Genomic DNA, 12,701 nt, shown 5'->3' on the forward strand with positions numbered 1-12,701 from the left:
AATTAATCGTTCATAAGAGTGGTATCGTCTTCGATTGTGGTTTTTAAAGGCCCTGTCTGCCCTGCTTCAAACACAGCGATTGACTCAATATGACCAGTATGAGGAAACATATTAATCACACCAGCTGCTTGTAGCTCATATCCACCCACATGCACCAATATGCCTGCATCTCGTGCCAACGTGGCTGGGTTACAGGAAACATACACAATACGTTTAGGACGCTCTTGCAACGATAAAGCAGAATAAGCCTTAGCAACTGCCAACGCGCCATCACGAGGGGGATCTATCAACACCCGGTCAAAATAACCTAATTCACGCAACCAGCTCTGATCCACCTCGAATAAGTTCAGCGTACTAAATTGGGTTTTATGGTCTAGGTCATGACGTGCAGCCGCTTCTGTGGCTCGCTCTGTAAGCGCCGTACTGCCCTCGATGCCCACCACCTCTTTAGCAAAACGTGCCATGGGTAAACTAAAGTTCCCTAAACCACAGAACAAATCCGCAACACGGTCTGTGGGCTCTATGGCTAACAGGCGTAAAGCACGACGAATTAGCTCGCGGTTAATTTGGTGGTTTACTTGTGTGAAATCCGTGGGCTTAAAAGGCATGCGCAAGTCATAGTCAGGCAAATCATAATAAAGCCTGTCCACGTCTTCTGGCACTAATGGATGTACTGAATCTGGCCCTTTGGGCTGCAGCCACCAACTCACCTGATAAGTTTGCCCAAACTGTAATAGCGTTTGAATATCCGTATCGGTTAAGGGTTCTAAATGGCGCAGCGTAAGCACCATACAGGCATCCCCCACAGCCAACTCAATTTGTGGGATACGATCTGGACGCGATAACGTTCCTAACATATCGCGTAAAGGACGCAACAGATCAGAAACGGCGGCAGGCACGACCAAGCACTGATCCATGTCCATGACATAGCTGCTATTGCGTTCCCTAAAGCCAACCAGCATCCCCCCTTTTTTCTGTACAAACCGAGCAGAAAAACGGGCGCGATAGCGATAACCAAAGTATGGGCCATGCATAGCAGCGAGCATTTGTTTGGGCTTGACCTTGCCGATATGCGTAAAAGCGTCCTCAAGAGCACGTTGTTTAATAGCTACCTGGGCAGCAGGCTCTAGATGCTGCATCACACAGCCACCACAAATACCAAAAGAAGGACACGGGGGCTCAACCCGCTGCGAGGAGGGTCGTATGACCTCCAAGAGCTTAGCCCGGTCATAATTGGTTTTTTGGCGCGTTACCTGAGCTCTGACTAATTCGCCGGGCAACGCGCCATCTACAAACACAACTTTGCCATTATGGTGAGCTACACCGCGGCCTTCTAAGTCTAACGATTCAATTTCTAATAAATAGCTCATGTTACGCGCTACAAAAAATTAACGTGAGGGTAAATAGGAAAGAGGGTTGATGGGTGTTCCACGTCGGCGAATCTCAAAGTGTAAACGCGGCGAGGTGGTATCGCTTTGACCTAAAGTAGCGATTTTTTCCCCTTTTTTAATTTCTTGTCCTGTTTTCACCAACAACGTGTCATTGTGGGCATAAGCAGTAATAAAACCGTTAGTGTGTCCCAATAAGATCAAATTACCTAAGCCACGTACACCATTGCCTGCATACATGACCTTGCCATCTGCTGCGGCGACCACTGGATCCCCAATTGCACCCTCGATGTCAATACCTTTGGTGTTCGCTGTAAACCCTTGAATAATCGGTCCATTAGCTGGCCAACCCCAGTTGATGACATTCGCATCGCTGGCTCGCGGACTACTTGTATTAACGGAAGACGCCGGTGTGGTTTCGGTTTTAGGTGGCGTCGCTGGTGTTTCTACAGGAGTCGTAGTTGGGCTTGTAACAGGAGCAGGTGCTACCGCCACAGCAGAAGAGCCCCCGTTAATTTGCAAAACCTGCCCTACTCGTAATTGAGAAGGGTCTGTAATACCATTCGCATTCGCAACGGCTTGAACGGTTGTGCCATGCTGCTGAGCAATTTTAAAAAGCGTGTCCCCCGGTTGCACGGTATAGCTTTGTCCACTCACAGTAGGCACAGGGGCACTGGGCGTTGAACTATGAATATCGGTAATCGGTGCCGGTGTATTCGTACTACAACCGGCCAGCACCATCGACATCACCAACGAGCCTGTCAATACCCAATGAAAAGGACGTTGAATAACCGACGACATGGCAACGGATGACAGGATCGTGCCGGTTTGCTGCATATTGCTCTCCTGAGTTAAATTTGTATTCCAGATTTTAGAGGAACAAAGCGCACCGCTTCAAGCTCATGCTTTTGCCAATGATTTGGAGCCGTGCGCTGAATATAAGCTAAGCGTTGTTCTGTTGTACCAATAGGAGCGATCAGACGCCCACCAATAGCCAACTGATGTAATAAGTTTTGTGGTATTGTTTTGCCGGCAGCTGCAATAATAATGGCATCAAAAGGTGCGGCCTGCTCCCAACCTAACTGACCATCACCAAATTTTAAACGAACTCGATCCTTTAAGCCTAATGCTTCTAAATAGCGCTGTGCCATTTGATAAAGCGGATAAATGCGCTCAATGGTATGAACCGTTTCAATCATTTGAGCCAATACCGCTGCCTGATAACCACAGCCTGCTCCTATTTCTAACACCCGTTGCGGTTTAGAGGGATAGCAGGCCAAGGCGATCATTCGCGCAACAATGAACGGCTGTGAAATAGTTTGACCATAACCAATGGGTAGCGCATTGTTTTCATATGCTCGACTCGCTAAACCCTGATCTACAAAAATATGGCGAGGAACTTGCTGCATCGCCGCTAAGACCGGCTCATACTCAATACCTTGCGCGCGCAAGCGCTCGATCATCATGCCACGAGCCCGCTCTGAATTCAAACCTAAATTAACGCTTGTTAGCAGTTGCAATGCCTTCACAGCCTGACTTTGCTTTGATTGGGGTAAATCAAGCCGCGTATTGCTACACACAATACTTTTTCCATCATCCAATCGAGACTGGCCGAAACGATTCTTTGTTCCAGAATGTGTCATAACCACGATAAGAAGGCATTAGGCATTAACCCAATTTTCTATTTGGCTTAATTGCTCGTGATGGGTAAGATCAAAACGCAATGGGCTAATAGAAACTTGTAGATTTTGTGTTGCACCAAAATCCGTATCTTTGGCTGCATCTAAAGCTTGACCCGCTGGACCAATCCAATAGATAGGCTCCCCATAGGGAGTGCTACTTTTAATCACGGGTTCGGATGGATGGCGCTTACCAAGACGAGTTACTTGATAGCCTTTTAATGCATCATAGGGAACAGCAGGAATATTCACATTTAGCAGTGTTCCAGTACCTAAGGGCTGTTGAATAGCCCGCTGCACTACCTCTTTGGCGACCCGCGCTGCGGTATCTAAGTGCGGCCACCCTTTTTCTACTAATGAAAAAGCAATGGCTGGTATTCCAAACAAATGCCCCTCCATTGCTGCGGCCACTGTTCCTGAATATAAAGTATCGTCCCCCATATTGGCACCATTATTGATGCCTGACACAATCAGATCCGGCTTAAAATCCAATAGTCCAGTTAAGGCGATATGAATACAATCAGAGGGCGTACCATTGACATAATAAAAACCATTATGCGCCTGCTGTACAGAAAGAGGACGGTTCAGTGTGAGCGAGTTGGATGAACCACTGCAATTACTTTCTGGAGCAATCACCGTTAGTTCCCCTAAGCCAACCAATGCATCATAAAGGGCTTGAATCCCTTTTGCTGTATAACCATCATCATTAGCGATAAGAATTTTCATATAATTGCTCATTAAGATTGCAAAACGTCACCATTGTACCTGTTTTGCTTTGTAGAATTGAGGGCATCAAGTAGAATTGCCCCACTTTCTTATACAGGGATGCTTCATGCTTTGGATTATTGCTTTGGCTACTGTTGTGGCTGCCTATGGATTAGGCTCTTTACCTTTTGCGGTGATTGTAAGCCGCTTAATGGGTTTAGCCGACCCCCGTACATTTGGTTCAAATAACCCAGGGGCGACCAATGTATTACGCTCAGGGAATAAACTTGCTGCTGCCCTAACGCTTATAGGTGATTTATTAAAAGGCAGCGCTGCAGTGTGGTTAGCGCAATGGGTCAGCCACAGTTTTGAACTCAACACCCTTGTCGTCGCCGCCAGTGCTATCGCTGCATTTTTAGGGCATGTTTTCCCATTTACCCTAGGGTTTAAAGGCGGTAAAGGCGTCGCTACGGCAATTGGTATTTTAATTGCTATCCAACCAGCCTTAGCACTTGCTTGCGCTTTAACCTGGCTCTTGGTCGCCTATGCCACACGTTACTCATCCCTATCTGCTATTATCGCAGCCATATTAGCCCCCGCTTATTATTTCTTAGGTGCAGGTAGCTTGTGGCCCATGGATAAAAATCTTGCCCTTTGTGTAGGGGTGCTTAGTTTGTTGCTGCTTTGGCGCCATCAAGCCAATATCAGCCGCCTATTACTAGGTACAGAAAGCCGTATTGGCCAAAAAACCAAATAAAACAAGCCAAGCATTCCGTTAATGTGTTACATCCTCTAGATCCCAACGCGGCTTCACCTTAAAACTGGAGGATGTGTCCGGCTGCTGTACGCCAGACTTAACACGCATTGCCGCAGCAAAAGCAATCATTGCCCCATTATCCGTACATAGGCTCACTGGTGGGAAATACACCTGAGCACCCATTTTTTCAGATTCGATTTCTAACTGACGACGCAATAAACGATTCGCTCCTACTCCCCCAGCAACCACTAAGCGTTTTAACCCGCTTTGCTTTAGGGCTCGAAGTGACTTGATCGCCAATACATCGACAATCGCGGCCTGTGTAGCAGCAGCTAAGTCCGCTCTATCTTGCTCCGTTATTACGGATGATTCCGCTTCTAATTTACGTAAAGTCGTTAAAACAGCCGTTTTAAGCCCACTAAAACTAAAGTCTAAATCCCCGCTGTGCAGCATAGGGCGTGGCAGCTGAAAACGCTCCACATTGCCTTTTTCAGCTAGAGCCGATAAGGCTGGCCCACCAGGATATGGTAAACCCAGTAATTTCGCACTTTTATCAAAGGCTTCGCCCGCCGCATCATCCAAGGTCTCGCCCAATAGCTGATACTGCCCAACCCCGTCCACTTGCATGATTTGGGTATGGCCACCTGACACCAATAACGCAACAAAGGGAAAATCAGGCGCCGGATCGGCCAATAATGGAGAAAGCAAATGGCCCTCGAGATGATGAATGGGTAGTGTAGGAATACCTCTGGACCACGCTAAAGCACAAGCAAAGCTCGCCCCCACCAACAGAGCCCCATTTAGCCCAGGACCTGCCGTATACGCAATGGCATCAATGTCCTCTAGAGTCATCCCTGCCTGTGCGAGTACTTCTTTGGTTAAAGGTAAAACGCGCCGAATATGATCCCGTGAGGCCAGCTCTGGCACAACACCACCGTAGGCGCGATGCATGGCAATTTGACTATGTAGGCCATGCGCGATCAAGCCTTTTTCTGTACACACTATCGCGACACCGGTTTCGTCGCAAGAACTCTCGTATCCAAGTATTTTCATAATTTATTTCTAGTTGTTGCCATAGCGCCTTCGCGCAAATCAGCATAAAATCGCATAATTATCTATTTTACGACTTTTATCCACAGGAAACCTTATGTTTGAGCGCCTATTTAAGCTAAGCGAACATGGTACCACTACCAAAACGGAGATCATGGCAGGAATCACCACCTTCCTGACCATGTCTTATATTATTATCGTGAACCCAAGTATTTTATCGAGCACCGGTATGGACCATGGGGCGGTGTTTGTTGCGACGTGTTTAGCCGCCGTAGTCGGTACACTGATTATGGCCTTTGTAGCAAACTGGCCCATTGGCATGGCGCCAGGCATGGGGTTGAACGCTTTTTTTGCTTTTACTGTGGTTGCTGCACTCGGTTATAGCTGGCAACAAGCACTAGGGGCTGTTTTTATCTCCGGGGTGATTTTTCTATTACTGACTGCCACCGGTATACGCTCTTGGATTATTGAGGGGATCCCTCGCTCCTTACGCGCAGCGATTGCGGCAGGTATTGGCCTATTCCTAGGCATTATTGCCATGATGAATGCAGGCATCGTTGTCGACCACCCTGCCACAAAAATCGGTATTGGTGATCTAACCCAACCAAGCGCCCTGTTTGCTATCTTGGGTTTTTTTATCATCACCGCACTAGATGCCCTTAAAATACGGGGGGCGATCTTAATTGGTATTTTAACCGTTACCGCTCTTGCCACACTAACAGGCCATAATGATTATCAGGGCATTTTCTCTATGCCTCCAAGCATTGCGCCCACGTTTATGCAGCTAGATATTATCGGCGCGTTACACATGGGGCTTGCTCATGTGATTTTAGTCTTAGTATTGGTCGAGGTATTCGATGCCACTGGCACCATGCTCGGCGTTGCTAAACGGGCCAACCTCATTACCGACGACAATCCCGGCCGCTTAGGCCGAGCCTTGTTTGCAGACAGTACAGCTATCGTTGCGGGCTCTCTAATCGGCACCAGTAGCACCACCGCCTATGTAGAAAGCGCCTCTGGCGTACAAGCCGGTGGCCGCACAGGGCTGACTGCGCTAACGGTTGCCGCTTGTTTCTTATTAGCGTTGTTTTTTTCACCCTTAGCAAAAATGGTTCCCGCCTACGCAACCGCGCCGGCATTACTTTATGTGGCTGGGCTAATGCTGCGCGAAGTGGCTGAAATCAACTGGAATGACATGACGGAAGCCGCCCCCGCTGCACTAGCGGCTCTGACCATGCCATTTACCTACTCCATTGCCAACGGACTGGCTTTTGGTTTTATTAGCTATGTAGTGATTAAACTAAGCACAGGAAAAATCCGCGACATTCATCCCGCAACGGCAATTGTGGCAGGGTTATTTATTGTGAAATACGCATTTTTTCCGGATTAAGGGGTTTTTTTATTTTGAAAACGCGTTACACTACAGATATAACATAGTTATAACTACCAATTATAAAGCGGCTATATTAATAGCCGCTTTTTCATTTAAGGAAGAATTATGAGCACCGTAGATCTTACTCAAGACACCTTCCAAGCGGCCATTGATAGCGACAAACCTTTAATCATTGATTTTTGGGCCCCTTGGTGTGGTCCATGTCAGCAGTTTGGCCCTACTTACGAAGCCGTCGCCGCTAAGCACCCTGATATGACTTTTGCTAAAGTCAACACGGAAGAAGAGCAAGACCTAGCCGCCGCTATGCGTATCCGCTCTATCCCTACTATCATGGTATTCCGCGAAAAAGTCCTGTTGTTCCAACACTCCGGTGCTTTGGCAGAATCACAGCTTGAAGAGCTCATTACCCAGGTCAAAGCAGTCAATATGGAAGAAGTCCACGCGGAAATCGCGGCCCAACAAAATAACCAGGCCTAATTTTCCCGCATACATACCCCGCTTGTACAGCGGGGTATTTTTTTACTCTAAAGACTGACTATCCGTCTGCTCTTGTTTAGACCAAAACCCTTGGCCTCGTGTCAGATTAGTAAACGCTTGTTCAAAAGCCTCGACCTGATCCAAAGGTAAAGCCAAATGCCACTCAACCCCCGTTGCTCCAAACTGCTCGGCTAGCACTTGGGCTTGATACTGAGCAAAACGGGAGCGCACCAAATCACTATCGCTGTATTCACATGAACACAATACCGTTTGCAGCGGCACAATAGGACTTTTAGGTGCTAAACGCAAACACGACGCGGCCACGCCCCCATAAGCGCGTACCAATCCACCCGTACCCAGCTTAACACCGCCAAACCAACGAATCACCAGTACCACTACTCGATCGCAGCTTTGCCCCTCTATGGCCTGGAGCATAGGACGCCCTGCCGTCCCCCCTGGCTCGCCATCATCATTAAAACGATACTCATCACCGATTTTATATGCCCAGCAGTTATGGGTCGCATCAGGCACACTGTGCTGCTCTAAAAAAGCCATGGCGTCGCTCGCGCCCTGTACTGGCGCAGCGATCGCTAAAAACCGGCTTTTTTTAATGTCTTCTTCGTATTGGTAAATATCGTCTAATTGATAAAGCATGGTTACACTGTTGTTTGGCTATCCCGATAAGCTAAGTAGTCGTCATACGCACCGACATAATCCACCAGTTTACCATTGGGGAAAATTTCAATAATTCGTGTGGCAACACCAGAGACAAACTCACGGTCATGCGATACAAAGATTAAAGTGCCCGCATATTTTTCTAACGCCATTTGTAAGGACTCGATAGACTCCATATCTAAATGGTTAGTGGGCTCATCTAGCATGAGCACATTATGCCTAGATAGCATTAACCGACCGAAACTTAAACGGTTTTTTTCCCCGCCAGATAATACTTTTACGGATTTTTTAATATCATCGCTAGAAAATAACAAACGCCCTAGTACCGAACGTAAGGCCTGATCATCATCCCCAGGCTGGCGATAATCAAGTAGCCAATCAAAAAGGTTACTGTCCTGGGTAAAAGCATCGGAGACGTCTTGCGCCATATAACCAATGTCAGCGTTCTCAGCCCATGTTACTTTCCCCGCATCCGGAGCAAGATCCCCATACAATAAGCGTAATAATGTTGTTTTACCTACGCCATTCGCACCAACAATAGCAATACGCTCGCCTGCCTCTATCGTAAGATTCAGCTGATCAATAATAGGACGGTCATAAGCTTTGCTCAGGGCTTCTGTGCTCACAGCTAACCGATGCAACGGCTTAGCTTGTTCAAACCGAATATAGGGGTTTTGGCGAGAAGAGGGTTTGACCTCAACCGTCTCTGACTTAATACGATCAATTTGTTTAATGCGCGAGGTTGCCTGACGCGCCTTAGATTTGTTGGCTGAAAAACGTCGCACAAAATCTTGCAGTTCACTAATGCGTTCTTTGGCTTTGGCATTGGCATGCAACAAACGTTCCCGTGCTTGCGCCGAGGCCAACATATAATCATCATAGTTACCCGGATAGATACGCAGCTCACCATAATCCAAGTCAGCCATATGGGTACACACTTGGTTTAAAAAGTGACGGTCATGACTAATAATAATCATCGTACTGTCATAACTATTTAAGGTTTCTTCGAGCCAACGAATCGTATTAATATCCAAGTTGTTGGTGGGCTCATCAAGCAGCAGCACATCAGGATTAGAAAACAAAGCTTGCGCTAACAATACCCGCAACTTCCAACCTGGGGCTAATTCACTCATTAATAAATGATGCTGCTCGGTGGGGATCTCCAGACCTAAAAGTAGCTCTCCAGCTCGTGCCTGTGCGGTGTAGCCATCGTATTCCGCGAATAAGCTTTCTAGCTCTGCGGCACGCATATAATCGTCTTCGCTGGCCTCCATGTCTGCATAAATGGCGTCGCGCTCAGTCATGGCCTGCCACATTTCCGTATGCCCCATCATTACCACATCTAATACAGTATGCGTCTCAAAGGCAAACTGATCTTGGCGCAGCTTACCTAAGCGCATGCCTGGATCTAACGTCACACTACCGGCTGTGGGCTCCAAATCGCCACCAATGATTTTCATGAGAGTGGATTTTCCCGAGCCATTCGCTCCGATGAGGCCATAACGATTGCCCCCTCCAAATTTGGCATTTACATTTTCGAATAAGGGTTTGGGTCCAAATTGGATAGTTAGGTTTGAAGTCGTAATCACAACAAAATATCTTAAAAAATAATCAATAAAGGGGCTTATTCGTGATGATGTTCTTCGATCAGCAAATACGCCATATCATCCTCGGTAGCCACACCAATTTTTTTGCCGATGGGTAAGGTGGCTTTCAAAGGCACATGCCCATATGGCAAATTTAAAACCACCGGTTTTTTGACCGTTTGGCGTAACCACTGTATAACGGTCTGTATATCGTAGCCTCGGTCATGCTCAGCCAAATGGTAACCTGTGAACTGCCCCAAAATAATGGCTTGCTGCTGGGCCAGCACCCCCGCCTGCCAGAGCTGATTTAAATAGCGTTCAATACGATAAGGATGCTCGCCCACATCTTCTAAAAACAAAATGCCATCGGACACCTGAGGGAAATAAGGCGTTCCTAATAAAGAGCAAAGCATGGCGAGGTTCCCCCCCCAAAGCACACCCCGTGTATCAACGGCATCGGAGCCTTCTGCCTCAAAGCTCAGCACCTCGAGCTGATTGGTCATGGCCTCATGGAATAAGTCCAATGTTAGATCGTCGGGCTGCTCCACCCCAAAATCAAAAGCCGCACACGGCCCTGCGTAGCTTATAGCCCCCGTCTGGGCTAACAAAGCCAAATTAAACGCCGTAAAATCACTATGCCCTACAAAACGCTTACCGCTTTGCGCCACGGCTTTCCAATCAATGAACGGTAACAGCCGGCTTAGCCCATAGCCTCCTCGGCTCGACAACACCACATCATGGGGCTGGTTTAACGCCCGCTCTATGGCTGCTAAGCGTTGAGCGTCACTGCCTGCAAAACGCTGGTGCACGGCTAGTGCATCTCCATCCAGTTGCACTTGCCAACCTAAGGCGCGTAAATGCTGCTGAGCCCAATGTAATTGACTGGCATCTTCTACCGCACTAGAAGAAGAAATAATATAAATGCCCTCGGGCGTGGCGGCATGACATGAGGCCTGCTCACCCTTTTGCGTGATTGATTCGGTTTTCATAAAGTCTGTTTACGTTGTTTAGCCAACTGCCGGCGCTCTTTAAAAAAGTCTCGCAATAACTGCGCCGCTTGATCTTGATAAAGCCCAGCTTGTACCTGAGTGTGATGATTCAGAGCAGTATGCTCATGCAAGCAAAGCTGGCTGCCACACACACCGGTTTTAGGATCGGCTGTGGCATACACAATCCGCGCAACGCGTGCATGCAGCAACGCACCTAAACACATCATGCACGGCTCTAGGGTCACAAAAAGCTGCGCACCCGGTAAGCGGTAATTTTGCTGTTGTTGCGCGGCTTGGCGCAGTGCCTCAATTTCGGCATGCCAAGTCGGATCAGCCTGCGTAATAACCTGATTGTAGCCCTGCCCAATGATTTCACCTTGGGCATCGACCAAGACCGCCCCTACCGGTACTTCCCCTGCCTGCCACGCTCGCTGCGCCAATTGTAGCGCTAATTGCATGGTCTGCTCATCACTTTGACTAAATTTTTCTCTCACATCTACATTCATGGGTTAATTCATACGCCCTATTTGCTGCCAAATTGTCGGAATAGACTGCACGAGATCTTCTGCGATTAAACCAGCCCCCAAGATCAAGCCAGCCTGACTATGCATCCATACCGCCATATTGGCCGCCAACCAAGGTGACATCCCTTGTGCTAAAAGGCCCGTCATCATACCAGCTAATACATCACCGCTACCGGCTGATGCCAAATACGGTGAGGATTGCGTTTGCACCGCCGCCCGTCCATCGGGGCTTGCAACCACAGTGTCACTACCTTTTAGAAGCACGATCGCACCGCTGCGTGCGGCAGCCTGACGTGCCCGCTCAACTTTATTTTTCTGATTTGAATGTAAAGCCAAATCGGGAAATAGTCGTGCAAACTCCCCCTCATGTGGGGTCAGAACCACTTGCGCTGCACTAGTATGTATGCCCTCAAATAAAGACTCTGGCTGCGAAGCAAAAGCGGTCAATGCTCCCGCGTCCACCACCCAACTTGAAGCCTGAGTTTGCAACAAACCACGCATAACAAGCTCTTGTGTGCTGGGCTCTGGCGCCAAACCGGGCCCTATCAGTACCGTTTGATAGGTAGAGCTATGACTCAGAGCCGCCGCTTGGCTTAGGCTGTGCCAACGTTTTACCATCACCGATTGCATGCTTTGTGCATAAATAGCCCATACATCTGACGCGCAAGCAATTGTCGTGGCTCCTGCGCCTGCCCGCGCACACGCTAAAGCACTCAAACGCGCTGCCCCCGTCATTTCACTGCCCCCATACACCAAGGCTGCACCGCGCTGATACTTATGCTGCAAAGGTTGTGGCGACGGGATCGCCGACTGCCACAACGCCGGTTGGTTTTCATATAGGTACGAGGGGGGTGTCACATCCTCTTCGCATAAGCCAATATCCACGACCTTAATCTCACCACACAAAAATCGACTAGGAGCAAGCACATGTGCTAATTTTTTTCTAAAAAATGTAATTGTTAACGCTGCTTGTAATGGAGCCTCTGCCCAACACCGGCCATTACCATCAATACCAGTGGGTACATCGATCGCACAAATAGAGGCGGAGCTGGCCTGCAAGCTCTGTAATACTGTCTGAAGCGCAGCAGACAGTGGGCGCTGCAACCCCATACCAAGTAGCGCATCCACCACAATATCCGCTGCCTCAAAAGCCGTCTCATCTAAAGGCTCGAGCGCGACTAGACACTGCTCTCGATGAGCCTGCGCTTCAGCAGAACGCGCTCGCTGCGGTGCATACTCCATCACTCGTACTGCACGCCCCCAGCGATGTAACTGCGAGGCGAGGCGATACCCATCGCCCCCATTATTACCCGGCCCACACAAAACCAAGATTTTTCCTGTTGGCCAACGAACATGGATTTGCTCTGCCGCCGCTACCCCAGCTCGATCTATTAAGCTATAGGCACTGATCCCCCGCGCTATCGCCGCCCTATCAGCCGCATACATTTGCTCTGTATCTAAAATAGAATCCATCATTC

General features: G+C 48.4%; 13 protein-coding genes. 3 read left to right on the forward strand and 10 right to left on the reverse strand.

Annotated features, from left to right (window positions below; translation table 11 throughout):
- Positions 1–2 precede the first annotated feature (2 nt).
- The 4 genes from rlmD to surE are packed head-to-tail and all read right to left on the reverse strand — an operon-like array spanning position 3 to position 3,793.
- Positions 3–1,370: a 23S rRNA (uracil(1939)-C(5))-methyltransferase RlmD gene (gene rlmD, locus Q1V74_RS03535; RefSeq protein WP_300647078.1), complete on the reverse strand. Its 1,368-nt coding sequence runs from the start codon at positions 1,368–1,370 to the stop codon at positions 3–5.
- An 18-nt stretch (positions 1,371–1,388) separates the two neighbouring features.
- Positions 1,389–2,225, reverse strand: a complete 837-nt coding sequence (locus Q1V74_RS03540; protein ID WP_300647080.1) for a peptidoglycan DD-metalloendopeptidase family protein — start codon at positions 2,223–2,225, stop codon at positions 1,389–1,391.
- Between the two features lie 14 nt (positions 2,226–2,239).
- The gene (locus Q1V74_RS03545; RefSeq protein ID WP_300647081.1) at positions 2,240–3,031 is read right to left on the reverse strand and encodes a protein-L-isoaspartate(D-aspartate) O-methyltransferase; all 792 of its coding nucleotides are present in this window, start codon (positions 3,029–3,031) and stop codon (positions 2,240–2,242) included.
- 18 nt (positions 3,032–3,049) lie between these two features.
- Positions 3,050–3,793: a 5'/3'-nucleotidase SurE gene (surE, locus tag Q1V74_RS03550; protein WP_300647082.1), complete on the reverse strand. Its 744-nt coding sequence runs from the start codon at positions 3,791–3,793 to the stop codon at positions 3,050–3,052.
- Positions 3,794–3,899: 106 nt separating this feature from the next.
- Here surE and plsY point away from each other — a divergent pair, with 106 nt between their 5' ends.
- A complete protein-coding gene (plsY, locus tag Q1V74_RS03555) occupies positions 3,900–4,529 on the forward strand; it encodes a glycerol-3-phosphate 1-O-acyltransferase PlsY (protein ID WP_300647083.1) in 630 nt (209 codons plus the stop codon).
- Between the two features lie 18 nt (positions 4,530–4,547).
- Here the strand turns inward: plsY and tsaD are convergent, their stop codons facing one another.
- Positions 4,548–5,582 (reverse strand): tRNA (adenosine(37)-N6)-threonylcarbamoyltransferase complex transferase subunit TsaD, encoded by a 1,035-nt coding sequence (gene tsaD / locus Q1V74_RS03560; RefSeq protein WP_300647084.1) that lies wholly within the window; start codon positions 5,580–5,582, stop codon positions 4,548–4,550.
- Positions 5,583–5,676: 94 nt separating this feature from the next.
- Between tsaD and Q1V74_RS03565 the strand changes: the two genes are divergently transcribed.
- Both Q1V74_RS03565 and trxA read left to right on the forward strand, forming a co-directional pair.
- A complete protein-coding gene (locus tag Q1V74_RS03565) occupies positions 5,677–6,969 on the forward strand; it encodes an NCS2 family permease (protein WP_300647085.1) in 1,293 nt (430 codons plus the stop codon).
- Positions 6,970–7,077: 108 nt separating this feature from the next.
- The gene (trxA, locus tag Q1V74_RS03570; protein WP_260648845.1) at positions 7,078–7,449 is read left to right on the forward strand and encodes a thioredoxin; all 372 of its coding nucleotides are present in this window, start codon (positions 7,078–7,080) and stop codon (positions 7,447–7,449) included.
- A 42-nt stretch (positions 7,450–7,491) separates the two neighbouring features.
- Here the strand turns inward: trxA and Q1V74_RS03575 are convergent, their stop codons facing one another.
- The 5 genes from Q1V74_RS03575 to Q1V74_RS03595 are packed head-to-tail and all read right to left on the reverse strand — an operon-like array spanning position 7,492 to position 12,699.
- Positions 7,492–8,103, reverse strand: a complete 612-nt coding sequence (locus tag Q1V74_RS03575) for a YigZ family protein (protein WP_300647086.1) — start codon at positions 8,101–8,103, stop codon at positions 7,492–7,494.
- Between the two features lie 2 nt (positions 8,104–8,105).
- Positions 8,106–9,713: an ABC-F family ATPase gene (locus tag Q1V74_RS03580; protein ID WP_300647087.1), complete on the reverse strand. Its 1,608-nt coding sequence runs from the start codon at positions 9,711–9,713 to the stop codon at positions 8,106–8,108.
- A 35-nt stretch (positions 9,714–9,748) separates the two neighbouring features.
- Positions 9,749–10,699: an LD-carboxypeptidase gene (locus Q1V74_RS03585; RefSeq protein ID WP_300647088.1), complete on the reverse strand. Its 951-nt coding sequence runs from the start codon at positions 10,697–10,699 to the stop codon at positions 9,749–9,751.
- Complete coding sequence (gene tadA, locus Q1V74_RS03590; protein ID WP_260648849.1) at positions 10,696–11,205, reverse strand: tRNA adenosine(34) deaminase TadA; 510 nt, start codon at positions 11,203–11,205, stop codon at positions 10,696–10,698. Before tadA ends, Q1V74_RS03585 begins: the two co-directional genes overlap by 4 nt.
- Positions 11,206–11,208: 3 nt before the next feature.
- On the reverse strand, positions 11,209–12,699 hold the full coding sequence (locus tag Q1V74_RS03595) for an NAD(P)H-hydrate dehydratase (protein ID WP_300647089.1): 1,491 nt from the start codon (positions 12,697–12,699) through the stop codon (positions 11,209–11,211).
- Positions 12,700–12,701 lie beyond the last annotated feature (2 nt).

It is taken from the genome of Paenalcaligenes sp. (genome assembly GCF_030152715.1).
Taxonomy (GTDB): domain Bacteria; phylum Pseudomonadota; class Gammaproteobacteria; order Burkholderiales; family Burkholderiaceae_B; genus Paenalcaligenes; species Paenalcaligenes hermetiae.